Origin of the sequence: Bacteroides caecimuris, assembly GCF_001688725.2 — a bacterium.
Lineage (GTDB): Bacteria > Bacteroidota > Bacteroidia > Bacteroidales > Bacteroidaceae > Bacteroides > Bacteroides caecimuris.
Window position 1 is genome coordinate 1,760,946 of the sequence record NZ_CP015401.2, and the last position, 24,397, is coordinate 1,785,342.

General features: G+C 43.3%; 21 protein-coding genes. 17 read left to right on the forward strand and 4 right to left on the reverse strand.

Going from position 1 to position 24,397, the window contains the following annotated elements; all coding sequences use genetic code 11:
• Positions 1 to 2: 2 nt before the first annotated feature.
• The 15 genes from nqrF to tnpC (A4V03_RS07465) all read left to right on the forward strand — a co-directional run bounded on the left by nqrF (position 3) and on the right by tnpC (A4V03_RS07465) (position 15,730).
• Positions 3 to 1,277 (forward strand): NADH:ubiquinone reductase (Na(+)-transporting) subunit F, encoded by a 1,275-nt coding sequence (nqrF, locus tag A4V03_RS07390; protein WP_065538461.1) that lies wholly within the window; start codon positions 3 to 5, stop codon positions 1,275 to 1,277.
• Positions 1,278 to 1,534: 257 nt separating this feature from the next.
• The gene (locus A4V03_RS07395) at positions 1,535 to 2,869 is read left to right on the forward strand and encodes a DEAD/DEAH box helicase (protein ID WP_065538462.1); all 1,335 of its coding nucleotides are present in this window, start codon (positions 1,535 to 1,537) and stop codon (positions 2,867 to 2,869) included.
• A gap of 326 nt (positions 2,870 to 3,195) precedes the next feature.
• Positions 3,196 to 4,263 (forward strand): 3-phosphoserine/phosphohydroxythreonine transaminase, encoded by a 1,068-nt coding sequence (gene serC / locus A4V03_RS07405; RefSeq protein ID WP_065538464.1) that lies wholly within the window; start codon positions 3,196 to 3,198, stop codon positions 4,261 to 4,263.
• A gap of 107 nt (positions 4,264 to 4,370) precedes the next feature.
• A complete protein-coding gene (locus A4V03_RS07410; RefSeq protein ID WP_065538465.1) occupies positions 4,371 to 5,291 on the forward strand; it encodes an NAD(P)-dependent oxidoreductase in 921 nt (306 codons plus the stop codon).
• 88 nt (positions 5,292 to 5,379) lie between these two features.
• Positions 5,380 to 6,627, forward strand: coding sequence for a DUF1015 domain-containing protein (locus tag A4V03_RS07415; RefSeq protein WP_065538466.1), 1,248 nt, complete (start codon positions 5,380 to 5,382; stop codon positions 6,625 to 6,627).
• A 233-nt stretch (positions 6,628 to 6,860) separates the two neighbouring features.
• Positions 6,861 to 7,478 carry an IMPACT family protein gene (locus A4V03_RS07420; protein ID WP_065538467.1) on the forward strand — a complete coding sequence of 206 codons (618 nt, stop codon included), beginning with the start codon at positions 6,861 to 6,863 and terminating at the stop codon, positions 7,476 to 7,478.
• Between the two features lie 16 nt (positions 7,479 to 7,494).
• Positions 7,495 to 8,292 (forward strand): C39 family peptidase, encoded by a 798-nt coding sequence (locus A4V03_RS07425; RefSeq protein ID WP_236588649.1) that lies wholly within the window; start codon positions 7,495 to 7,497, stop codon positions 8,290 to 8,292.
• An 82-nt stretch (positions 8,293 to 8,374) separates the two neighbouring features.
• On the forward strand, positions 8,375 to 9,460 hold the full coding sequence (locus A4V03_RS07430; RefSeq protein WP_065538468.1) for an HpaII family restriction endonuclease: 1,086 nt from the start codon (positions 8,375 to 8,377) through the stop codon (positions 9,458 to 9,460).
• 184 nt (positions 9,461 to 9,644) lie between these two features.
• A complete protein-coding gene (locus A4V03_RS07435) occupies positions 9,645 to 10,214 on the forward strand; it encodes a nitroreductase family protein (protein ID WP_065538469.1) in 570 nt (189 codons plus the stop codon).
• A 210-nt stretch (positions 10,215 to 10,424) separates the two neighbouring features.
• Complete coding sequence (locus A4V03_RS07440; RefSeq protein ID WP_016272333.1) at positions 10,425 to 10,793, forward strand: hypothetical protein; 369 nt, start codon at positions 10,425 to 10,427, stop codon at positions 10,791 to 10,793.
• A gap of 1 nt (position 10,794) precedes the next feature.
• Positions 10,795 to 11,139 (forward strand): IS66 family insertion sequence element accessory protein TnpB, encoded by a 345-nt coding sequence (gene tnpB, locus A4V03_RS07445; RefSeq protein ID WP_065538242.1) that lies wholly within the window; start codon positions 10,795 to 10,797, stop codon positions 11,137 to 11,139.
• Positions 11,140 to 11,226: 87 nt separating this feature from the next.
• Positions 11,227 to 13,008 carry an IS66 family transposase gene (gene tnpC, locus A4V03_RS07450; RefSeq protein ID WP_065538470.1) on the forward strand — a complete coding sequence of 594 codons (1,782 nt, stop codon included), beginning with the start codon at positions 11,227 to 11,229 and terminating at the stop codon, positions 13,006 to 13,008.
• A gap of 161 nt (positions 13,009 to 13,169) precedes the next feature.
• Positions 13,170 to 13,538, forward strand: coding sequence for a hypothetical protein (locus A4V03_RS07455; RefSeq protein ID WP_065538471.1), 369 nt, complete (start codon positions 13,170 to 13,172; stop codon positions 13,536 to 13,538).
• Position 13,539: 1 nt separating this feature from the next.
• Entirely contained in the window at positions 13,540 to 13,887 is a 348-nt protein-coding gene (gene tnpB, locus A4V03_RS07460; protein WP_065538472.1) for an IS66 family insertion sequence element accessory protein TnpB, read from the forward strand.
• 82 nt (positions 13,888 to 13,969) lie between these two features.
• Complete coding sequence (tnpC, locus tag A4V03_RS07465; protein ID WP_065538473.1) at positions 13,970 to 15,730, forward strand: IS66 family transposase; 1,761 nt, start codon at positions 13,970 to 13,972, stop codon at positions 15,728 to 15,730.
• A 311-nt stretch (positions 15,731 to 16,041) separates the two neighbouring features.
• On the opposite strand, the gene gcvP is transcribed toward tnpC (A4V03_RS07465), so the two are convergent.
• From gcvP to A4V03_RS07485, 4 genes are all read right to left on the reverse strand, one after another.
• Positions 16,042 to 18,891: an aminomethyl-transferring glycine dehydrogenase gene (gene gcvP / locus A4V03_RS07470; RefSeq protein ID WP_065538474.1), complete on the reverse strand. Its 2,850-nt coding sequence runs from the start codon at positions 18,889 to 18,891 to the stop codon at positions 16,042 to 16,044.
• Positions 18,892 to 19,029: 138 nt separating this feature from the next.
• Complete coding sequence (locus tag A4V03_RS07475; protein ID WP_065540337.1) at positions 19,030 to 19,668, reverse strand: MBL fold metallo-hydrolase; 639 nt, start codon at positions 19,666 to 19,668, stop codon at positions 19,030 to 19,032.
• Positions 19,669 to 19,711: 43 nt separating this feature from the next.
• A complete protein-coding gene (gene rsmG, locus A4V03_RS07480) occupies positions 19,712 to 20,332 on the reverse strand; it encodes a 16S rRNA (guanine(527)-N(7))-methyltransferase RsmG (protein ID WP_049702941.1) in 621 nt (206 codons plus the stop codon).
• A 113-nt stretch (positions 20,333 to 20,445) separates the two neighbouring features.
• A complete protein-coding gene (locus A4V03_RS07485) occupies positions 20,446 to 21,297 on the reverse strand; it encodes an RsiV family protein (protein ID WP_065540338.1) in 852 nt (283 codons plus the stop codon).
• A 334-nt stretch (positions 21,298 to 21,631) separates the two neighbouring features.
• On the opposite strand from A4V03_RS07485, the gene A4V03_RS07490 reads away from it, so the two are divergent.
• Together A4V03_RS07490 and A4V03_RS07495 are read left to right on the forward strand one after the other, a co-directional pair.
• A complete protein-coding gene (locus tag A4V03_RS07490) occupies positions 21,632 to 22,030 on the forward strand; it encodes a hypothetical protein (protein ID WP_065538475.1) in 399 nt (132 codons plus the stop codon).
• 124 nt (positions 22,031 to 22,154) lie between these two features.
• Positions 22,155 to 24,377, forward strand: coding sequence for a TonB-dependent receptor (locus A4V03_RS07495; protein ID WP_065538476.1), 2,223 nt, complete (start codon positions 22,155 to 22,157; stop codon positions 24,375 to 24,377).
• Positions 24,378 to 24,397 lie beyond the last annotated feature (20 nt).

Here is a 24,397-nt window from a genome sequence, read left to right on the forward strand (position 1 = left end):
CAATGGATATGAATTTAATATTAGCGAGCATTGGGGTATTCCTTGTGGTTATTCTGTTGCTTGTTGTAATCTTGTTGGTTGCCAAGAACTTCCTGGTACCCTCAGGAAACGTAAAACTGACAATCAACGGCGAAAAGGAAGTGGAAGTGGCTTCCGGTTCTACTTTGTTGAATACGCTGTCTGTAAACGGGATATTCCTGTCATCTGCTTGTGGTGGTAAGGGATCTTGCGGACAATGCAAATGCCAAGTACTCGAAGGAGGCGGCGAAATCCTGCCTTCTGAGGTTCCTCACTTCAGCCGCAAACAGCAGCAAGACCATTGGCGTCTGGGCTGTCAGGTGAAAGTGAAAGGCGACATGTCAATCAAGATTGACGAATCTGTACTGGGTGTGAAAGAGTGGGAGTGTGAAGTGATCTCCAACAAGAACGTGGCTACATTTATCAAAGAGTTCATCGTTGCTCTGCCTAAAGGCGAACACATGGACTTTATCCCGGGTTCTTACGCACAGATCAAGATTCCTAAATTCTCAATGGACTATGACAAGGACATTGACAAGAGCTTGATTGGCGACGAATACCTGCCTGCATGGGAGAAATTCGGTTTGCTGGGTCTGAAGTGTAAGAACGAAGAGGAAACAATCCGTGCTTACTCTATGGCCAACTATCCTGCCGAAGGTGACCGTATCATGTTGACTGTACGTATCGCTACTCCGCCGTTCAAACCGAAAGATCAAGGTCCTGGATTTATGGATGTGATGCCGGGTATCGCTTCTTCTTATATCTTTACCCTGAAACCGGGCGACAAAGTTATCATGAGTGGACCTTACGGAGACTTTCATCCGATCTTCGATTCTAAGAAGGAAATGATGTGGATTGGTGGTGGTGCCGGTATGGCTCCGTTGCGTGCACAAATCATGCACTTGACCAAGACATTGCATACTACTGACCGTAAGATGTCTTACTTCTATGGTGCCCGTGCGCTGAATGAAGTGTTCTATCTGGAAGATTTCCTGCAAATCGAAAAGGACTTCCCGAACTTCTCATTCCATCTGGCTCTCGACCGTCCGGACCCTGCTGCTGATGCCGCAGGCGTGAAGTATACTCCGGGATTCGTTCACAACGTAATTTACGAAACTTACCTGAAGAACCACGAAGCTCCTGAAGATATCGAATACTACATGTGTGGTCCTGGTCCGATGTCGAAAGCTGTTGAGAAGATGCTCGACGATCTTGGCGTTCCGGCACAGAACCTGATGTTCGACAACTTCGGAGGATAATTCGCAGAAAAGGAGAAACCAAACCGGTCGGAAAACAGGCTGGAAAGGTTACATAAACACAGAGCGGGAAATCTGAAAAGCAGCAATGCTTCTTCGATTTCCCGCTTCTTTTTACTATTATTTCATAATGTCTTTCCGGCATAGTTTGTATCTCTTCTATGCCTGTTTTAAAGAAGGTTATTATATATTGCCCGGCATAGCTAAAGTTTGATTGTATTTTTATCTCCGTACTCTTTCCTTTTTGTATCTTTGCCCCCATGTTAGAGAAAAATGAAATTATACAGTCGGCTCTCCGCCATTTGAAGATCAAAGAGCTGAATCCGATGCAAGAAGCATCACTTGAACAAGCTACCGGAAGAAAAGACGTTATTCTGTTGTCACCGACAGGATCGGGCAAGACATTGGCCTATCTGTTACCTTTACTCCTTGCTCTAAAACCGAACGACGACAGCGTGCAGGTTTTGATTCTGGTTCCCTCGCGTGAGCTTGCCCTGCAAATAGATTCTGTGTTCAAAGCAATGGGGACTTTCTGGAAAACCTGCTGTTGCTACGGTGGGCATCCCATCGCTGAAGAAAAGAAAAGCATATTAGGCAATCGTCCTGCTATCATCATCGGTACTCCGGGACGTATCACCGATCATCTGTCTAAAGGCAATTTCAACCCTGAAACCATTGAAACTTTAATTATCGACGAGTTCGACAAATCGTTGGAGTTTGGTTTCCACGATGAAATGGCAGAGATCATCACCCAGCTTCCGGGATTAAAAAAACGTATGCTGCTTTCAGCTACCGATGCCGAAGAGATTCCCGAATTTGCAGGATTGAACCGCACGGTTAAGTTGAACTTCCTTCCGGACGCTTCTGAAGAACAGGAGTCCCGCTTGACATTAATGAAGGTGCTTTCGCCTTCCAAAGATAAGATTGATACTTTATATAACCTGCTTTGTACATTGGGAAGCAGTTCAAGCATCGTGTTTTGCAATCATCGGGATGCAGTGGACCGTGTACATCAGTTATTGGCGGATAAGAAATTGTTTGCAGAACGTTTCCATGGTGGTATGGAACAGCCGGATCGCGAACGTGCGCTCTACAAATTCCGTAACGGCAGTTGTCATGTCTTGATTTCTACCGATCTGGCTGCCCGCGGACTAGATATTCCAGAAGTCGGACATATCATCCATTATCATTTGCCGGTCAATGAGGAAGCCTTTACGCACCGCAACGGACGAACAGCACGCTGGGATGCAACCGGAACATCCTATTTGATTCTTCATGCCGAAGAGAAACTTCCTTCTTATATCCCGGAAGAGATGGAAACAGTGGCATTGCCCGAAAATCCTTCCCGTCCTCCGAAATCGCTTTGGGCTACTATATATATAGGTAAAGGAAAGAAGGAGAAACTTAGTCGGATGGATATTGCCGGATTCTTATATAAAAAAGGAAATCTGGCTCGCGAAGATGTCGGAGCAATTGATGTCAAAGAACATTATGCTTTCGTTGCCGTTCGCCGGGCTAAGGTGAAGCAACTCCTGAATCTGATCCAAGGAGAGAAAATAAAAGGAATGAAGACCATTATCGAGGAAGCGAAGTAAAGTTCTTTTCGGACTGACCACATTTTCCTGTTAATCTAAGCTGAATTCACTGTTATAGTTTATAAATATTCATTTATATTGCATCAATCTTTTATTTTATCATCAATAATTCCGGTTCTGTTTCAATCTCGACTTTTATCCCATACTTGACATCCATAGATAACAATATGGTGTATATATCCTGTATAAACCAATAAAAAGAAAGGAAAATCTGCTTTAAAACAGTATTTTTATAAGGAAAGATTTGTGCGGTGGGAATAAATTCGTAAATTCGCAAGGTCAAAAGACAAAAGTAACGAAATTGTTAAACCAAAAACAAACTTCAAATGAAAAAGCATAATTTCAATGCAGGACCTTCCATTCTTCCGCGTGAGGTGATAGAGGATACAGCGAAGGCTATTTTAGATTTCAACGGCTCTGGTCTCTCTTTGATGGAAATCAGTCACCGTGCCAAAGACTTCCAACCTGTGGTTGACGAAGCAGAGGCATTATTCAAGGAATTACTTAATATCCCCGAAGGTTATTCGGTACTGTTCCTGGGTGGAGGTGCTAGTATGGAGTTCTGCATGGTTCCTTATAACTTCCTGGAAAAAAAAGCTGCTTATCTGAACACCGGTGTGTGGGCTAAGAAAGCAATGAAGGAAGCTAAAGGGTTTGGCGAAGTTGTAGAAGTTGCTTCCTCTGCTGAAGCTACATATACGTATATCCCAAAAGATTACACAATCCCGACAGACGCAGATTATTTCCACATTACTACTAACAACACGATTTACGGTACAGAATTGAAGAAAGACCTCGATTCTCCGGTTCCGATGATTGCCGATATGTCTTCTGATATTTTCTCACGTCCGATCGACGTCTCTAAATATATCTGTATTTATGGTGGTGCGCAGAAAAATCTGGCTCCTGCAGGTGTTACATTCGTTATTGTTAAGAATGACGCTGTAGGTAAAGTTTCCCGCTACATCCCGTCAATGCTGAACTATCAGACACACATTGATAATGGCTCTATGTTCAATACTCCTCCGGTAGTGCCCATCTATACTGCATTGCTGAACCTTCGTTGGATCAAAGCACAGGGTGGTGTGAAAGAAATGGAACGTCGTGCCATTGAAAAAGCGGATATGTTGTATGCTGAAATCGACCGTAACAAAATGTTCGTGGGCACTGTTGCCAAAGAAGACCGTTCACGCATGAATATCTGCTTCGTGATGGCTTCCGAATACAAAGACCTTGAAGCTGACTTTTTGAAGTTTGCCACTGAAAGAGGTATGGTAGGTATCAAGGGACATCGTTCTGTGGGTGGTTTCCGTGCATCTTGCTACAATGCTCTTCCGAAAGAAAGCGTACAAGCTTTGATCGACTGTATGCAGGAATTTGAAAAACTTCATTAATATATTATTTTCACCACAGATTACACGGATTAGCACAGAGTCCTAAATTCTATCATCTGTGAAAATCTGCGTAATCTGTGGTGAGTCTTTATAAATAGAATTAAATTATGAAAGTACTTGTAGCTACAGAAAAACCGTTTGCTAAAGTTGCAGTAGACGGTATCCGTAAAGAAATAGAAGCAGCCGGATTCGAGCTTGCTTTACTTGAGAAATATACAGATAAGGCTCAATTGCTGGATGCAGTGAAAGATGCTAATGCTATCATTATCCGTAGCGATATTATTGATGCAGAGGTGCTTGATGCTGCCAAAGAATTGAAAATCGTAGTACGTGCCGGTGCGGGATATGACAACGTTGACCTAGCTGCCGCCACTGCTCACAACGTATGTGTGATGAACACTCCGGGACAAAACGCTAATGCTGTTGCCGAACTTGCTTTGGGTATGATGGTATATGCTGTCCGTAACTTCTATAACGGAACTTCCGGTACAGAACTGATGGGCAAGAAACTGGGTATTCATGCTTATGGAAACGTAGGTCGTAATGTAGCCCGCATTGCCAAAGGTTTCGGAATGGAAGTGTATGCTTTCGACGCATTCTGCCCGAAAGAAGTAATCGAAAAAGATGGTGTGAAAGCACTTGATTCGGCAGAAGAACTGTATAAGACTTGCCAAGTAGTATCTCTGCATATTCCGGCAACTGCCGAAACGAAAAATTCTATCAATTATGCTCTGTTGAAAGATATGCCGAAAGGTGCTATGTTGGTAAACACTGCCCGTAAGGAAGTTATCAACGAAGCAGAGCTGATTAAATTGATGGAAGATCGTGCTGATTTCAAATATATCACAGATATTATGCCTGCTGCTAACGCAGAATTTGCAGAGAAATTTGCCGGACGTTATTTCTCAACTCCAAAGAAGATGGGGGCTCAAACTGCTGAAGCAAATATCAATGCCGGTATTGCTGCCGCTCAACAAATTGTAGGCTTCCTGAAAGATGGTTGCGAGAAATTCAGAGTAAACAAATAAGATTCTTTTAGAAATAAGTAGTATATTTGAGCCACAGATTTTCAATAAGTCTGTGGCTTTCATTTTTTACATATAAAATACTAATATCATGGCAATAATTAAACCTTTCAGGGGTGTTCGTCCTCCACAAGACCTTGTAGAACAAGTCGCTTCACGTCCTTATGATGTATTGAATTCAGAAGAAGCCCGCACAGAAGCGGAAGGTAATGAAAAGTCTCTTTATCATATTATTAAACCGGAAATAGATTTCCCTGTCGGTACGGATGAACACGACGGACAGGTATATGCTAAAGCTGCCGAGAACTTCCAGCTGTTTCAGGACAAAGGCTGGTTGGTGCAGGATAATAAGGAAAATTATTATATCTATGCCCAAACGATGAACGGGAAAACACAATACGGATTGGTAGTTGGAGCATACGTTCCCGATTATATGAATGGGGTTATCAAAAAACATGAGCTTACCCGTCGTGACAAGGAAGAAGACCGCATGAAGCATGTCCGTGTGAACAACGCTAACATCGAACCTGTTTTCTTTGCTTATCCAGATAATGAGAAGCTGGATATTATTATCAAGAAGTATACGGCAAGCAAGCCTGTTTATGACTTCATCGCTCCAGGAGATGGTTTTGGACATACTTTCTGGATTGTCGATCAAGATGAGGATATTGCTGCTATTACTGCCGAGTTTGCTAAGATGCCGGCACTTTATATTGCCGACGGACACCATCGCTCTGCCGCTGCTGCACTAGTGGGAGCAGAGAAAGCAAAGCAAAATCCGAATCATCGGGGTGATGAAGAATATAACTACTTCATGGCTGTTTGCTTCCCTGCAAACCAGCTAACCATCATCGATTATAACCGTGTAGTGAAAGATCTCAATGGTTTGACTCCCGAACAATTCCTGGCTGCACTTGATAAAAACTTTATAGTAGAAGAGAAGGGTGCTGATATCTATAAACCAGCTAGCTTACATAACTTCTCACTCTATTTGGATGGCAAATGGTACAGTCTGACAGCCAAGACAGGTACATACAATGATAACGACCCGATTGGCGTGCTTGATGTTACCATTTCTTCCAACCTGATTTTGGATGAAATTTTGGGCATAAAGGATTTGCGTTCAGACAAACGTATTGATTTTGTGGGCGGCATCCGCGGATTGGGAGAACTCAAGAAGCGTGTGGATAGTGGTGAAATGAAAGTGGCTCTGGCTCTTTATCCTGTATCTATGAAACAATTGATGGATATTGCAGATACAGGTAATATCATGCCACCGAAGACTACTTGGTTTGAACCGAAACTTCGTTCGGGATTGGTAATTCATAAATTGGATTAGGAAATTCTATCGGATGAAAAAGGGGCGTATCAAACTCCATTTTGAGTAATGATATGACCCTTTCTTTATCCTTTTAGAAGGTTCTAATTCCAAATTGAAAGTTCATCTTCCTAAGATTTGAGTTTTGACACAGCCTCATTTCATTCTTCCCAACCACATTTCATCGTTAAGTGGAACATTAATATTTCCAAACGATAGATTGACTTTTCTTATTAAAGCCGTATCTTTGCAGCATGACTGCTGAAGATACTTATAAAACCATCATTGAACCTTCCGAAGGCATTTATACGGAAAAACGAAGTAAGTTCATTGCTATAGCCCTTCCTGTGCGTACTCTTGATGAGATAAAAATGCATCTTGAAACGTATCAGAAAAAATATTATGACGCACGGCACGTATGTTATGCCTATATGTTGGGGGCTGCGCGAAAGGATTTCCGTGCTAATGACAATGGAGAACCTTCCGGAACAGCGGGAAAACCCATTCTCGGACAGATAAACTCGAATGAACTGACGAATATCCTGATTATAGTAGTCCGTTATTTTGGAGGAATCAAGTTAGGGACAAGCGGATTGATCGTGGCTTATAAGGCTGCCGCTGCCGAAGCTATTGCTGCTGCCACAATTATAGAAAAAACGGTAGATGAAGACGTGACGGTGATGTTCGAATATCCTTTCATGAATGACGTAATGCGTATTGTGAAAGAAGAGGAACCGGAAATTCTCAATCAGTCGTATGATATGGATTGTAGTATGACGTTACGTATTCGTCGTTCGATGATGCCTAAGTTGCGTGCTCGTTTGGAAAAAGTGGAGACAGCACGGATTCTTGATGATGATAGTGTATTATAAGTAAGATATTTAATGCATGAAAAATAAATATCATATCATTTTCAATCTGTTTGTAAGCATCTTGGCTTTGATAAGCGTTCAGCTGCAAGCACAGGAGGCTCAAAAACTCGCTCCTAACAATATTCCTGTTCCGTGGTATTCGCAGAAAATCACGGGATGTCCTTACTCGCATTGCTCTCTGGCTTCTTCGCTAATGGTATTTGATTACTTCAAAGGCATGACGACCGCTACACAACGTACAGCCCAGGATGCAGAAAAGAAACTGATTGAATATCAACGCAACTACTTTCTGAAGAAACGTGCCCCTTTCCGTCGCCGTACATCAATAGGGCAGGGAGGCTACTATTCTTTTGAAATTGATTCTTTGACACGTTATTATGAAAACATGATAAGTGCCGAACATTTCCAGCAGAAAGATTACTGCGTATTGAAAGATTATATTGATCGTGGTATACCTGTGCTTGTGAACGTGAGATATACAGGAGCAGTTCGTGGTTTGCGTCCCGGTCCGAGAGGGCACTGGATGGTGCTTCGTGGCATTGACGATCAACATGTGTGGGTAAATGACCCCGGACGTTCACCGGAGATGCGGAGTAAAGGAGAAAATATCTGTTATCCTATCAAAAAACAGCCGGGCAATCCTTCCTATTTTGACGGTTGCTGGACGGGACGGTTTATCATCATCACTCCCAAAGAATGGATTCGAAACCCTTTGGTTGCACAAGTAGGCAAGCTTCCTCCTTTGGAAGAGGTGACCCGTATACTTCCTCCTATGGTGTCGTCTGCCACCTTACCGAAGGTTATCAATCAGTAAGCAATTCATAGTGGAGATAGAAATATTCTTAGTAAAATTAGGATAAAAGAACATTGGTAAAATATAGAAGAACAAAGACATTATGGCATTCGAAGCAACCAAAAAAGAATGGTGTGAACTCTATTCTTTCTTTCGTCTCCTGGCAGACGGAAAAGTAGTGCTAGGCACAGCAGACGCAAAGGCAGGAGAAACATCTTGGCCTATTGCAATGATTCAACGCGAAGAACATGACGGAACACGCCAATATTATATTGAAGAAGATACAATCCGTATGGTGGGAGAGAGCGGGGTAAAATCAATGCCTCGTGAGGATTTTGGTATTGTAGCAGAACTGATATTGCAGGCTGTGAAAACTTCTTCGGAAAATGATGTAACCTCTCCGGAAGGAGTAGAAGAGTTTTTAGACGAAGCCGCCATTTTCGATTTGGAAGCAAAAACAGAAGATCGTACTGATTTCTCCATTGCATTTTGGCATCCGGAAGCTCCGTTGAGAGGTTTTAATGTCCGTTCGCGATTGGGGATGATGAATCCGTTGCTGGACGGAGGACGTGCTGCAAATCTAAAACTGGAACAGAGCGGAATTAAATTTGCCACTCCCACAGTGAATAAGATCAATGCCTTGCCTGAATCTCCGAATGAAGTTGCCGAACGAATGATGATGATCGAACGTTTGGGCGGTGTACTTAAGTATTCTGATGTAGCTGACCGGGTATTCCGTAGCAATCTTCTAATGATTGACCTGCATTTTCCACGCGTCTTGACGGAAATGGTTCGTATGATGCATTTGGATGGTATCTCTCGCATTAGCGAGCTGACGGAAGTTATCAAACAAATGAATCCGTTAAAGATTAAAGATGAACTGATAAATAAGCACAAGTTTTATGAGTTTAAGGTGAAGCAGTTCTTGATGGCATTAGCTTTAGGTATGCGTCCCGCGAAGATTTATAATGGATTGGATTCGGCTGTGGAAGGAATCTTGCTGGTAGGCGGAAGTGGAGAGGTGCTTTGTTATCATAAATCAGAAAAACAAGTGATGGAGGACTTTTTGTTTCAAAATACCCGGTTGGAAAAAGGAGCTTTGGAGAAAGATAAATACGGATTTTTGGAGAGAGAGAACGGAATCTATTATTTCAAACTGAATGCAAAGATTGGGCTAGTTAAGAGGTAAATAATAATTAATGAATTCACCACAGAGGACACGGAGGACACAGAGGTTTCTCTCTTTTCTTTCCGTAAGTAAAACAGAGCGATAAATGCGATAAATACGTGAGACTCTGTGTTACTCTATAGTAAATAAAAAAGATTAAACCTCTGTGTCCTCCGTGTCCTCTGTGGTGAAAAAAATGTTATCCATGAAAACGAATGAAGTTTTAGAGAACATTAAAGCGCGTCGTAGCGTGCGCGCCTATACGAGTCAGCAAGTTTCAGAAGAAGATTTGCTGGCTATTTTGGAAGCTGCAACTTATGCACCTAGTGGCATGCATTTGGAAACATGGCACTTTACAGCTATTCAAAATGCAGATAAATTGACAGAACTGAATGAGCGCATTAAAGGAGCTTTTGCAAAAAGCGATGATTCCCGTTTGCAAGAGCGTGGGCATAGCAAGACCTATTGTTGCTATTATCATGCTCCGACTTTGGTGATTGTATCCAACGAACCTACACAATGGTGGGCTGGTATGGATTGTGCTTGTGCAATAGAAAATATGTTTCTGGCTGCCCATTCTTTAGGAATCGGCTCTTGCTGGATCAACCAGTTGGGCACAACGTGTGATGATCCTGAAGTTCGTGAATATATAACCTCATTAGGTGTGCCTGCCAATCATAAAGTCTATGGTTGCGTAGCTTTGGGGTATGCTGATTCAAAGATTCCGATGAAAGAGAAAAATGTGAAAGCTGATACAGTAACGATTGTCAAGTAGAAGAAATATTCAGGATTGTAGTTGGATTTACATTCCATCTCACGATATGAGGTGCTGTCTAAAAAGTCGTTAGTAACTCTAACTCCCCTTCTTCCTAAAGGAGGAGAATGACGATAGGTAACCATTCTATTGTAACCATTCTATTTTCCGCCTTGACACGCATCGCAACCCAGCATATCTTTGCGCCATAACCAATTACTAACAAAGATTATGGCAAAAGAAAAAGTAAACTACCAAGAGGTGTACGACCTCTATCAGCTGTGCTGCGAAACCAAAGACCTTCGCGAGTTCTGTGCGGATTATGGAGTGAATTACGACAAGTTCATGAACTGGCAGCGCCACCAGCTATGGAGTGAGAAGTTAGGCAAGACAGTCCAGGTTGATCAACCCAAGGTTGCCAAGGTGCAGATAACCGGCAATCCCTGCAACAGTCCAACCGTGAAAATGGAAGTGAGACAGCCCGAAGGTGAAGCTCCGATAAGATGGGTAAAATTACAATTGGCATCAGGCGCAACGCTGTTCCTGAGAAACACCACAGTTCTTGATTTGAGCTTGTTGCTTAATAAAATGATAGGATGACATGCTGGGACTGAGTGCTAACCTGAACTATTACCTGTTCAACGGTAATGTTGATCTGCGGAAAGGTATTTTCCGATTATGTGAGAGTATAAGGGAAGAGATGTCACTTGACCCGAGCGATGCCTCCAACGTCTATATGTTCATGTCCCGTAACCGGAAGGTTGTGAAGATACTTCATTATGAACGCGGTTTTTATGTGCTTTACGAGAAACGTCCTGTCATGGGAAAGTTCAAGAAACCGGTATTTGATGAGGTCTCCAAATGCTACCGGATACAATGGTCAGACATGGTCTATCTTACGGAAAGTATTGTAGTTGACAAGATGTACGTTAGTTCAAAAGATTAATATTAATATATTGATTATCAGTAAAATGATATAAAAATAAACGATAAAAAGTTTGCGTAACTGCCTGATTTTTCGTACCTTTATATCATGATTGATGAAAGGGCATACGAGTTACTTTGCTGCCAGTTGGGTCTGGCGAATGAGGAAAAGGCAGGGCTTCGCAAACAGGTAAACGAACTGATTGCGAGGCTTAAGGCCATTGAAGAATCCAATAAGGAGAACTCCAAGGCTCTGGTTGATACAATCAATGACCTCAAAGATTCCCTCGAAAAGCAATCAACTACGGTTGAAAATTATAGGAAAGAAATGGAGCTTATGAGAAAGCAGCTTGAAGCGAAAGACGAGGTGAACCGGATGCTGGCAAACGAGATATCCAATCTCAGGCTTCAGCTGGAGGACAGCAGGAAACACCGTTTCGGTCGTACTTCCGAGCAAAGAAGGCTGCTGAACAACCGTAACCTTGACAAGTCTGCACTGCATAAGTCCGAATATGACGGTTCTGACAGAAAGGATGATGACAACGATAAGGCTGACGGTAACGAAACTGGTGGCAATACCTCTTCCGATAACGCAACTGCACAGAGCAGCCAACCTTCAAGAAGAAAGGAAACTGCACCACGTGCCGTGAAAACCAAATTGAAAGTTGACAAAGTGGTAGTACATGAAGTGGACGAGTATTACACGCTTCCCGAAGGAGGACGGTTCATGAACCGCAACGGTATGCCTGATGTGTGGGAATACAGGGTCATAGAACATGTAAGGGCTCATAACGTGGAGCATGTGTATAAGGTGGCAAGGGTAAAGCTTGCAGACGGAACTTTTGTAAGCACAATGGAACATCCGCTGAAAAAACTTGGAGGTATTTTCTCCCCTGAACTGCTTGCCCGTCTGCTCTGTCTGAAATATGACTTCAGTATGCCTGAGAACAGACAGATAAGACTGCTTGCCAGAGAGGGCATCCACATAAGCAACACCACACTGAACAGCTATATCCATAACGGAATCGCCAAACTCAAGGATTTTATCGGAGAGGTATTCAAGGGGTTTGTACAGCAGGCTGAATATCTTATGGTTGATGAGACGACCGAACTTGTAGGCATCGAAACAAAGGAAGGCAAGGCTTACAGGAGAAAGTACTTATGGGCATTCTTTGCAAAGCATATGAAGATGGTCTATTACCACTATAACAACGGCAGCAGGTCATCCGATGCGGCGAAGTCGTTTCTGGAACATTTTATGGGGACCCTTTCCACTGACGGATATACGGTTTACAGAATGTTTGATGGAGAAGACTCAAAGGTGCTTCATATAGGATGCTGGACGCACTGCAGAAGGTTGTGGGTTGACGCCTTGCCTTCGGACAGGACAGCGATGGAGATAATAGACTCCATCGGCGATATGTTCATGAATGAAGATCTGTTCCGCACCATGAAGCTCAGCGGTGAGCAGATAAGGGGGAAAAGACGGAAGCTTACAGGACCGATCCTTGAAAGTATCCATCATAAGGTGGTCATGATGATGCAGGATGCGAAGATTATGGCTAACGAACTGATGAGAAAGGCTGTCAATTATACGTTAAACCAGTGGAAGTCCCTGAGAAATATCCTCAAGGACGGTGCAGCGGAAATATCGAACAACCTCTGTGAACAAAGGATGAAACCGGTAAAGCTGTTGCTCAAGAACTGTATGAACATAGGCAGTGAGGATGCGGCAGAAAACTCGGCATTCATCTTCTCTCTGATAGAAAGCTGCAAGCTTAATGGCATAGACCCTCAGGATTACCTGAAGCACCTGTTCGAATGTATTCTTCATGGTAAGGACTGCGACAAGAAGACTCTTCTACCATGTTTTTATAAACCGGAATGTTAAAACAAAAATATTTTCTTGCGGGCATTTTTATTTTATCGGCTGAAAAACAGCCGATAAAATTGTCGTGGCGGAAAATAGAATGATTACCATTCTATTTTCCGCCTTGACACGCATCGCAACCCAGCATATCTTTGCGCCATAACCAATTACTAACAAAGATTATGGCAAAAGAAAAAGTAAACTACCAGGAGGTGTACGACCTCTATCAGCTGTGCTGCGAAACCAAAGACCTTCGCGAATTCTGTGCGGATTATGGAGTGAATTACGATAAGTTCATGAACTGGCAGCGCCACCAGCTATGGAGTGAGAAGTTAGGCAAGACAGTCCAGGTTGATCAACCCAAGGTTGCCAAAGTCCAGATAACCGGCAATCCCTGCAACAGTCCAACCGTGAAAATGGAAGTGAGACAGCCCGAAGGTGAAGCTCCGATAAGATGGGTAAAATTACAATTGGCATCAGGCGCAACGCTGTTTCTGAAAAACACCACTGTTCTTGATTTGAGTTTGTTGCTTAATAAAATGATAGGATGATATGCTTGGACTGAGTACTAACCTGAACTATTATCTGTTCAACGGTAATGTGGATTTGCGGAAAGGTATTTTCCGATTATGTGAGAGTATAAGGGAAGAGATGTCACTTGACCCGAGCGATGCCTCCAACGTCTATATGTTCATGTCCAGGAACCGTAAGGTTGTGAAGATACTTCATTATGAACGCGGTTTTTATGTGCTTTACGAGAAACGTCCTGTTATGGGGAAATTCAAGAAACCTGTATTTGATGAAGTTTCCAGATGCTACCGGATCCAGTGGTCTGATATGGCATACCTGACGGAAAGCATCGTAGTCGACAGGATGTATGTAAGCCCTAAAGATGAATAACAAGGTATTGATATCCAATGGAATAATAAAAATGAACAGTAAAAAGTTTGCGTAACTGCCTGATTTTTCGTATCTTTATATCATGATTGATGAAAGGGCATACGAGTTACTTTGCTGCCAGTTGGGTCTGGCGAATGAGGAAAAGGCAGGGCTTCGCAAACAGGTAAACGAACTGATTGCGAGGCTTAAGGCCATTGAAAATTCCAATAAGGAGAACTCCAAGGCTCTGGTTGATACAATCAATGAATTATCCGTAACAGTCGAGAACTATCGAAAAGAAATGGAGCTTATGAGAAAGCAGCTTGAAGCGAAAGACGAGGTGAACCGGATGCTGGCAAACGAGATATCCAATCTCAGGCTTCAGCTTGAGGACAGCAGGAAACACCGTTTCGGCCGTACTTCCGAGCAAAGAAAACTGCTGAACAACCGTAACCTTGACAAGTCTGCACTGCATAAGTCCGAATATGACGGTTCTGACAGAAAGGATGATGACAACGATAAGGCTGACGGTAACGAAACCGGCAGCAGTACCATTTCTGGTAGCACACCTGCACAGGACAGCCAACCTTCAAGAAGAAAGGAAACTGCACCACGTGCCGTGAAAACCAAATTGAAAGTTGACAAAGTGGTAGTACATGAAGTGGACGAGTATTACACGCTTCCCGAAGGAGGACGGTTCATGAACCGCAACGGTATGCCTGATGTGTGGGAATACAGGGTTATAGAACATGTAAGGGCTCATAACGTGGAGCATGTGTATAAGGTGGCAAGGGTAAAGCTTGCAGACGGCACTTTCGCGAACACGATGGAACATCCGCTGAAAGACCTTGGAGGCATCTTCTCTCCTGAACTGCTTGCCCGTCTGCTCTGTCTGAAATACGACTTCAGCATGCCGGAGAACAGGCAGATAAGACTGCTTGCCAGAGAGGGCATCCACATAAGCAACACCACACTGAACAGCTATATCCATAACGGAATCGCCAAACTCAAGGGTTTTATCGGAGAGGTATTCAAGGGGTTTGTACAGCAGGCTGAATATCTTATGGTTGATGAGACGACCGAACTTGTAGGCGTCGAAACAAAGGAAGGCAAGGCTTACAGGAGAAAGTACTTATGGGCATTCTTTGCAAAGCATATGAAGATGGTCTATTACCACTATAACAACGGCAGCAGGTCATCCGATGCGGCGAAGTCGTTCCTGGAACATTTTATGGGGACCCTTTCCACTGACGGATATACGGTTTACAGAATGTTTGATGGAGAAGACTCAAAGGTGCTTCATATAGGATGCTGGACGCACTGCAGAAGGTTGTGGGTTGACGCCTTGCCTTCGGACAGGACAGCGATGGAGATAATAGACTCCATCGGCGATATGTTCATGAATGAAGATCTGTTCCGCACCATGAAGCTCAGCGGTGAGCAGATAAAGGGGAAAAGACGGAAGCTTACAGGACCGATCCTTGAAAGTATCCATCATAAGGTGGTCATGATGATGCAGGATGCGAAGATTATGGCTAACGAACTGATGAGAAAGGCTGTCAATTATACGTTAAACCAGTGGAAGTCCCTGAGAAATATCCTCAAGGACGGTGCAGCGGAAATATCGAACAACCTCTGTGAACAAAGGATGAAACCGGTAAAGCTGTTGCTCAAGAACTGTATGAACATAGGCAGTGAGGATGCGGCAGAAAACTCGGCATTCATCTTCTCTCTGATAGAAAGCTGTAAGCTTAATGGCATAGACCCTCAGGATTACCTGAAGCACCTGTTCGAATGTATTCTTCATGGTAAGGACTGCGACAAGAAGACTCTTCTACCATGTTTTTATAAACCGGAATGTTAAAACAAAAATATTTTCTTGCGGGCATTTTTATTTTATCGGCTGAAAAACAGCCGATAAGATTGTCGTGGCGGAAAATAGAATGATTACTGACGATAGAACCAACTTTTTAGACAGCTTCTTTTTGCTTGTTCAGCCCCGGGTTCTTGTTTGTTCAGTCCCAGGCTTTTGCTTATTCATCCCCGGGCTGATAAAAATAATCCCAGGGCTTACATTCATTAAGCCCCGGGATTATTTCTTATTGAGATGCTTCTAAAAAAAAATCTAATGAATTGAATTTTTTCTAATGAATGGATTTTCCCAATAAATCACCTTTATTCAAACGTGCCATAACGAGTCGGTAGCAACTTGCGGTCTCCCAACGTATTGTCTACACGAGCTACATTGGTCCAGAATTTGTTATCGCGTACACTCTCTATCGGATAAGCCGCTTTCTCGCGTGTGTACGAATGTTCCCAGCGATCACCAACAATCTCGTATTCCGGATGCGGAGCATTAATCAACACATTATCATCCTTATCCGCTTCACCATTCTTCACTTCCTGAATCTCCTTCCAGATATTCAGCATGACATCTACGAAATTGTCTAGTTCTGCCAAACTCTCGCTTTCTGTCGGTTCAATCATCAACGTGCCGTGAACAGGGAAGGAGAGGGTAGGAGCATGATAACCATAATCCATCAGACGTTTGGCGATATCATTTTCCGAAATGCCCGCTTCTTCATGTACTTTTCTACACTCCAGAATCATCTCGTGACCTACGAAACCATTGGCTCCCCGATAGACAATTCCGTACGTATCTTTCAGGCAAGCCGCCAGGTAATTAGCATTCAGGATGGCGATCTTAGTTGCCTGTGTCAATCCCTCTGCACCCATCATGCGGATATATCCATACGTGATAGGCAAAATACCTGCACTACCGAATGGGGCAGCTGATACTTGATTCTGCGAATTGCCGAAGATTCCATGTCCGGAAAGGAAAGGGACCAGATGTTCGGCCACACAGATAGGACCGACTCCCGGACCTCCGCCACCATGAGGAGAGGCGAATGTTTTATGAAGATTCAAGTGGCAGACATCCGCACCGATGAATCCCGGATTGGTCAGCCCCACTTGGGCATTCATATTGGCTCCATCCATATATACTTGTGCGCCGCAGGAATGAATGATGTCGCAAATTTCCTTTATTTCTGTTTCGAAGATACCATGTGTAGAAGGGTAAGTGATCATCAGTGCTGCCAGTCCATCCTTATTTTCTTCAGCCTTGGCACGCAGGTCGTCCATATCTACATTTCCTTGTTCGTCGCATGCACAGGTGACGGTCATAAATCCTGCCTGTATAGCCGACGCAGGATTTGTCCCGTGAGCCGAAGCCGGAATCAGGACTTTATTCCGATGTCCCTGACCGATACTTTCGAGATAAGCACGGATTATACGAAGTCCTGCATATTCTCCCGCAGCACCCGAATTGGGTTGCAGGCTCACCCCGGCAAATCCGGTGATAACTTTCAGATCTTCACTTAGATTCTTGATTAATTCCCGATATCCTTCTGCTTGATCTTCCGGAACCAGCGGGTGCATACCCATAAATTCGGGACGACTTAAAGGCAACATTTCCGCAGCTGCATTCAGCTTCATGGTGCATGAACCGAGAGAAATCATTGATTGTGCAAGCGAAATATCTTTGCGATCCAAACGTTTGATATAACGCATCATCTCCGTTTCCGTGTGATATTTGCTGAATACTTCGTGTGTCAGGAAAGGAGTTGTCCGTTTCAGAGCCTTGTCGATATTGCTTTTTTCCGGGATATCGTCTATTTTCTGATAATCTTTTCCGGCAGCGATGGCAAAGATAGAGAGCAATACATTGGCGGCTGCCACATCTGTTGTTTCATCAATACTGAAACCGACATCACCATTTTCATAATAACGCAGGTTTACTTCTTTACTAAGCGCTATGGTACGGATTTGTTGTGCCGAGACGTGTTCGGGCAACTCAAAACGTAAGGTGTCGAAATATTGAGCGTTGACTTGTGTGTATCCACATTTCTTCAGTTGCTTTTCAAGAAATACAGTGATACTGTGGATGCGCGACGCAATTGTAGTGATACCTTCCTGACCGTGATAAACAGCGTAAAAGCCTGCCATGGTAGCTAATAATGCTTGTGCGGTACAAATGTTTGAAGTTGCTTTTTCTCGCTTGATATGCTGCTCACGTGTCTGCAAAGCCATCCGATAGCAGAGCTTGCCATATTTATCTTTAGACCATCCGATGATTCGTCCCGGCATGTTCCGTTTGTATTCGTCTCTGGTAGCAAAGAAAGCAGCCGACGGACCGCCATAGAACATGGGAGTGCCCAAACGTTGTGTGGTTCCGAACACAATATCCGCTCCCCATTCTCCTGGAGGAGTCAGCAGGGAAAGGCTCAAAATATCGGCGGCAACAGCTACCTTGCAATCTGCGGCATGGGCTTTTTCTGTAAATACGGAATAATCCTCTACGTTTCCATTCGAGTTCGGGTATTGCAGAACGCAGGCAAACACTTCCGGTGAAGGTTGAAAATCCTTATATTTGCCTACACGTAGTTCGATGCCTTGCGGCACGGCGCGTGTAGTCATCACAGCCAATGTTTGTGGGAAAATATTCTCGTCTACAAAGACTACGTTCGCATTGGCTTTCTGTTGCGCACGGGAACGGATGGCATACATCATGCTTACGGCTTCGGCAGCGGCAGTTGCTTCGTCCAGAAGTGAACAGTTGGCGAGCGGCATGGCAGTGAGGTCGCACACGGCTGTCTGGAAATTCATCAACGCTTCCAGGCGTCCTTGCGACACTTCTGTCTGATAAGGAGTGTAAGAAGTGTACCATACCGGGTTCTCGAATATATTCCGCTGGATAACAGCTGGGGTAATCGTGTTATACCATCCCAAACCGATATACGTAGTATATAATTTATTTTTAGTTGCCAGTTCGACGATGTGTTTTCCAAATTCGTATTCCGTCAGCGGACTAGTCAATGCCAGCGGCTCTTTCAGCCGTATATTGGCGGGAATTGTTTTATCAATTAGTTCGTCCAGTGAGTTTACGCCAATTTTGCGGAGCATCAGGGCTGTGTCTTGTTCATTGATGCCGATGTGACGGCTAGCTAACAAATCGGTTTTCATAATAATTTCAAGTATTAAGTATCTATCAAGTATTAGGCATCTATCAAGTATTAGGTATTAAGTATTCAGTATTACCGTGGCTAATGGGTGATTCGCTCTGTTGATACTTCATACTTGATACTTAATACTTATTTTTTATTATCTAAAAAATGGGTTTTCAGCTTTCTCCATTCCGATTGTCGTAGGAGCGCCGTGTCCGGGGTAAACGACAGTGTCGTTGGGGAGGACAAACAGACGGCTGCAAATGTGCTCTATCAGTTCATCGAAGTTACCTCCTGTGAGATCGGCACGGCCGATGCTACCCTGAAACAGGACGTCGCCGGAGAACATGCAGTTATCTTCCTTGCAATAGTACACCAGGCTACCGGGTGAATGTCCGGGCACGTGTATCGCTTCCAGTGTGCTATGTCCGAAAGTGATCATATCTCCGTCATGCAGGTATTTGCCCAGTGGCACAGGTTCTTCCTGCAACTGAAAACCAAACATTCTGCTTTGTTTTGGTGCTTCGTCAATCCAGTATTCGTCCGCTTTGTTTGCTTCTGCCGATAATCCGAATTCTTTCAGCATGAACGGATTTCCGAAGATATGATCTAGGTGCAAATGAGTATTCAGCAGATGCTTCACATTCAGCTCATTGGTAAGAATGAATTTTTTCAGAGCCTGCTTTTCCTCTTCATAAAAACAGCCGGGATCGATGACGACTGCTTCTTTAGTGTCGTCCCATAATACGTAGCAGTTTACGGGAAACATATTAAATTCAAATCTCTTTATTTTCATGGTTTCTTTATGATTTATCATCTATCAGCACATATAGTCTTATTTAAATCGGAACATATACCACTTTTTTGGTTTGAAAGAACTCTTCTTCGAAACTATCGCTCAAGTTATAAATGACCGTTTTATGCTTGAACGGCATCGTTTCATGTTCCAGCTCGCCGCCTTTGAGACAGATCAGTCCGTTGGGCAATGCGTTCTGTTGTTTTGAAGAGATATTCTTTTTGATAATCTTAATCAAATCTGCCAAAGGCATTACAGCACGACTAACCACAAAGTCGAATGTTCGTTTCTCCTCTTCTGCGCGGGCATGGCGGAATGTTACATTTTTTAGTCCGATGGCGTTTGCCACTTCGGTTGCTACACGTACTTTTTTGCCGATACTGTCCACGAGGTGAAAGGTTACTTCGGGAAATAAGATGGCTAAAGGAATGCCGGGGAAGCCGCCTCCTGTGCCCAGGTCCATGATGCTGGTTCCGGGACGAAATTGGATTGTTTTGGCAATGCCTAACGAATGGAGCACGTGATGCTCATATAAATTTTCGATATCCTTACGAGAGATAACGTTGATTTTAGAATTCCAATCAATGTAGAGGTCGTATAGAGCTGCAAACTGTTTGCGTTGCTCTTCCGTCAGATCAGGAAAATATTTCAGTATGATTTCCACTGTTTGAGTTTTGAGTTATAAGTTTTGAATGATATAAGCGGATGAATATCCTATTCTGCCACACGGGAGTGATAACAAGAGGATATTCATGGGTGTTCGGCTTTTTATGAAATTTAGTTTTTCAGCTCTCCCAGAATGGGGTTACTGCCTAGCAAATGCTCCATCATAGGAAATGAGATGGTTACCTTTACAGGACCCATAGAATAAGGAGTGATATCGTATACATTATAATAGAAGGTGATTCCTTCTTTGCTCAGATAGAAATTTTCTGTCGGAGTGACGTCTCCGGTAGAAGCATATCCCATATCTTCCAATGCTTCGTGAGTGCTCACTTTATTGTCCGCCATGAGCTGGTTCCAGATCAGGTCGGTCAATGCGTCTTTGTAATCTCCGACAAAAATATCATCCAGGCGGAGCGGGCGCATCAGGGTGAGGTCCATGTTCAGGAAAGTGGCCATGTAGATGCCATGTGCACCTCCGGTATATTCGTTGTAGTCGATACGATATACAAGCAGGTCTTTATCATACAGTTGCACGTGACTCTCTATACCTTTATAATAAGAATACCAAGCCCCGATGGAAGATTCGTCTTCTTTATCTTTCTCGTCCTCGGCATACATCGGTTCGAGGTCGTGGCGGTATTCGCTGATATAGTTCTCGGTATATTGCTTTACAACTTCTTCCGGCTTTTCGCCGATGTATTTATCACCGAAGCAGGCGGAAATGAAATAAGAATTCAAACTGTCTTTCAGCATATCATCCGATGATTTTACCGGATAAGCAAAATTGATAATGATATTGCATGCCGCTTTGGCTGTATCATTAAAGAGGTGTGCCGTCTCATTCACCTGAATACTATCAAATTGTAACGCACCTGTATTTTTGTTCATCTTGTCATGACAAGAAAACAAAAAGCCGCTTACCGAAAGTATAATTGCAAGCAGGCTGACATATTGTTTTTTCATACTCGTTTTTTCTATGAATTCAACATTCGTTTTATTATTCGCTATTGACAAATATAGATGAAATTCGTGAATCGGGCTAATAAAAACAGAAAAATTTGCAGCTATTTATCCTCTAAAACAGGATTGCCGGATACTATCTACTTGTTAATGCTTGCAAACTTTAGCCTGGTTGATGGGGCATAGCTGTCTGTGATGTGTGTCTGCTGAATTGCAGGTCGATGGGAGAATAACTGGTAAGAAATGCATGTATATCTATAGTTTTGAATGAGGATTGAATCTTAATTATGAAAATAGATAGGAAAATTTGTTTTTATTCTTATCTTTGTCCTCCGAAATGAAAAGACTGGCCTACATAACAGCACTAATCCTTTCTCTCCTGATTATCTATTCAGGAGGCGGAGTCTCTATTGTGCGTTATTGCTGTGCCCGTTGTGAGACATTGCAGAGTTGCTGTGATACAGGCTGTCCGAAGTGTAAAAAGTCTCATACTTGCGATTCAAAGAAAAACTGCAAAGAAAAAGGTTGTACGGCTACGATTTATAAGCTCGACCTGATGAAACACTCTACGGAACTGACCGTATCAGTTCTGGCAGTCGATCTTTTATGTGAGCATTTCTGCTATCTGCTGACTCCGACCTATGCGGATAAACCGGTAGAATTTGATAGTCTGACCTCTCCGCCACTTCTCTGCTCGAGGCAGAAGCTGGCGTTATATTCTACCTACATTATTTAGCCACTATTTCTTTCTTATTTAATCCTTTGCTTTCAATAGAACATGAAAGTAAAGCAGCACTGAATGCAACTAAGTTGCATGAGAAATGAACTAATTTTGTATCTCGAAAGTAACTTTAGAAAGAATGAAATATATGATAATAGGACTGTTCCTGTTATTTGCCGGCAATATATATGCGCAAGTACGGGGAACAGTGAAAGATAGTACCGGGGAGGCTATTCCGGGTGCCAATGTGTTTTGGATGAATACAGGACAAGGGGTGACAACCAAAGAGGATGGTAGTTTTTCTATCACTAAACCTTCCAAAAGCCACATGCTGATTGTCAGCTTTATCGGTTTTCAGAACGACACGATTCATGTGAACAGTAAAAAACAACAACTGGATATTGTGCTTCGTGATGGAGTGGAACTGAATGAAGTAAATATTGTCACTCGTAAACTGGGAACAATGAAATTGCGCAGTAGCGTGATGAACGAAGACATGATAAGCAGTGCCGAATTGAGTAGAGCCGCTTGTTGTAACCTGGGTGAAAGTTTTGTGACGAACCCTTCAGTAGATGTGAGTTATTCCGATGCGGCAACAGGAGCCAAGCAAATTAAATTGTTGGGACTGTCCGGCACTTATGTGCAGATGTTGACGGAAAATATTCCGAATTATCGGGGAGCCGCCGCTCCTTATGGATTGGGATATGTCCCCGGTCCGTGGATGCAGAGTATACAGGTTTCCAAAGGAACATCTTCGGTGAAGAATGGTTATGAAGCCATCACAGGACAGATAAACGTGGAATTTAAAAAACCACAGTTGCCGGAAGCCGATTGGGTGTCTGCCAATCTTTTTACAAGCACTACCAACCGGTATGAAGCCAATGCGGACGCTACATTGAAAATTTCCAAACGATGGAGCACTTCTCTGCTGGCGCATTACGAAAATGAAACCAAGGCGCATGATGGTAATGATGACGGATTTGTGGATATTCCGCAGGTGGAACAATATAATGTGTGGAACCGGTGGGCATATATGGGCGACCATTATGTTTTCCAGGCAGGTATCAAAACCCTTTCTGAAACACGTACCAGCGGACAGGCCAATCACGGAGGGACAATGCACTCCGGTGACCTGTATAAAGTAGGGATCGATACAGAACGCTATGAATTCTTCACTAAGAATGCCTATATCTTTAATAAGGAGAAGAATACGAATCTGGCTTTGATTCTTTCCACCACTTTACACAATCAGGATGCTACGTATGGACGCAAACTGTATAATGTGGATCAAACCAACGTCTATGCTTCGCTGATGTTTGAAACAGAATTTAATCCGCAAAATAGTTTTTCCGCAGGATTGAGTTTCAATTATGACGCTTATGACCAACATTACCGTTTGGAAAATACAACGGACAATCCTCTCAAAGCCTTTGAAAAGGAAGCTGTTCCCGGTGCTTACGTGCAATATACGTTGAACCTGAATGATAAATGGATGGTAATGGCCGGTCTGCGTGGTGATTACAGTAACGAACATGGTTTCTTCGTGACTCCGCGTGCGCATCTTAAGTACAATCCGAATGATTATGTGAATTTCCGTCTTTCTGCCGGAAAAGGGTACCGTAACAATCATGTGTTGGCGGAAAACAACTACCTGCTTTCCAGCAGTCGTAAGGTGGAAATAGCAAAGAACCTGGATATGGAAGAAGCATGGAACTACGGTGCCAGCGTCTCTACTTATATCCCTATATTCGGCAAAACGCTGAATGTGAATGCAGAATACTATTATACGGATTTTCTGAAACAAGTGATAGTGGATATGGATAGCACCCCCCATGAAGTAGCTTTTTACAATTTGGATGGACGCTCTTATTCGCATGTGTTCCAAGTGGAAGCAAGTTATCCTTTCTTCAAAGGATTCACTCTGACAGGTGCTTACCGGCTCACAGATGCAAAAACGACCTACAAAGGTGAACGAATGGAGAAACCGCTGACCAGCAAATATAAAGGACTACTCACGGCTTCTTACCAAACTCCGCTGGGAATATGGCAGTTTGACGCTACACTGCAACTGAATGGCGGTGGCAGGATGCCTACTCCTTATGAGTTGGGAGACGGACAGTTGTCTTGGGAACGTCGTTATGGTAGTTTTGAGCAGTTGAGCTTGCAGGTGACCCGTTACTTCCGCCGCTGGTCTATCTACGTAGGAGGCGAGAACCTGACAAACTTCAAACAAAAGAATCCGATTATCGATGCAGCAAATCCTTGGGGGAACAACTTTGATTCTACCATGATTTGGGGACCGGTGCACGGAGCAAAAGGATATATCGGAATACGTTTTAACTTAGCTAGAAATAGTGAGTAAAAGCAGGAAATAGCGAATGA

What these genes read in the sequence shown, in the direction of transcription:
- tnpC (WP_065538470.1), top strand. Translation starts at nt 11,227, where the DNA reads ATGATTGATGAAAGGGCATACGAGTTACTTTGCTGCCAGTTGGGTCTG.
- A4V03_RS07395 (WP_065538462.1), top strand. Translation starts at nt 1,535, where the DNA reads ATGTTAGAGAAAAATGAAATTATACAGTCGGCTCTCCGCCATTTGAAG.
- A4V03_RS07435 (WP_065538469.1), top strand. Translation starts at nt 9,645, where the DNA reads ATGAAAACGAATGAAGTTTTAGAGAACATTAAAGCGCGTCGTAGCGTG.
- A4V03_RS07455 (WP_065538471.1), top strand. Translation starts at nt 13,170, where the DNA reads ATGGCAAAAGAAAAAGTAAACTACCAGGAGGTGTACGACCTCTATCAG.
- A4V03_RS07485 (WP_065540338.1), bottom strand. Translation starts at nt 21,297, where the DNA reads ATGAAAAAACAATATGTCAGCCTGCTTGCAATTATACTTTCGGTAAGC.
- A4V03_RS07415 (WP_065538466.1), top strand. Translation starts at nt 5,380, where the DNA reads ATGGCAATAATTAAACCTTTCAGGGGTGTTCGTCCTCCACAAGACCTT.
- A4V03_RS07440 (WP_016272333.1), top strand. Translation starts at nt 10,425, where the DNA reads ATGGCAAAAGAAAAAGTAAACTACCAAGAGGTGTACGACCTCTATCAG.
- nqrF (WP_065538461.1), top strand. Translation starts at nt 3, where the DNA reads ATGGATATGAATTTAATATTAGCGAGCATTGGGGTATTCCTTGTGGTT.
- A4V03_RS07430 (WP_065538468.1), top strand. Translation starts at nt 8,375, where the DNA reads ATGGCATTCGAAGCAACCAAAAAAGAATGGTGTGAACTCTATTCTTTC.
- tnpB (WP_065538472.1), top strand. Translation starts at nt 13,540, where the DNA reads ATGCTTGGACTGAGTACTAACCTGAACTATTATCTGTTCAACGGTAAT.
- A4V03_RS07475 (WP_065540337.1), bottom strand. Translation starts at nt 19,668, where the DNA reads ATGAAAATAAAGAGATTTGAATTTAATATGTTTCCCGTAAACTGCTAC.
- gcvP (WP_065538474.1), bottom strand. Translation starts at nt 18,891, where the DNA reads ATGAAAACCGATTTGTTAGCTAGCCGTCACATCGGCATCAATGAACAA.
- tnpB (WP_065538242.1), top strand. Translation starts at nt 10,795, where the DNA reads ATGCTGGGACTGAGTGCTAACCTGAACTATTACCTGTTCAACGGTAAT.
- A4V03_RS07410 (WP_065538465.1), top strand. Translation starts at nt 4,371, where the DNA reads ATGAAAGTACTTGTAGCTACAGAAAAACCGTTTGCTAAAGTTGCAGTA.
- A4V03_RS07490 (WP_065538475.1), top strand. Translation starts at nt 21,632, where the DNA reads ATGAAAAGACTGGCCTACATAACAGCACTAATCCTTTCTCTCCTGATT.
- tnpC (WP_065538473.1), top strand. Translation starts at nt 13,970, where the DNA reads ATGATTGATGAAAGGGCATACGAGTTACTTTGCTGCCAGTTGGGTCTG.
- A4V03_RS07425 (WP_236588649.1), top strand. Translation starts at nt 7,495, where the DNA reads ATGAAAAATAAATATCATATCATTTTCAATCTGTTTGTAAGCATCTTG.
- A4V03_RS07420 (WP_065538467.1), top strand. Translation starts at nt 6,861, where the DNA reads ATGACTGCTGAAGATACTTATAAAACCATCATTGAACCTTCCGAAGGC.
- serC (WP_065538464.1), top strand. Translation starts at nt 3,196, where the DNA reads ATGAAAAAGCATAATTTCAATGCAGGACCTTCCATTCTTCCGCGTGAG.
- A4V03_RS07495 (WP_065538476.1), top strand. Translation starts at nt 22,155, where the DNA reads ATGAAATATATGATAATAGGACTGTTCCTGTTATTTGCCGGCAATATA.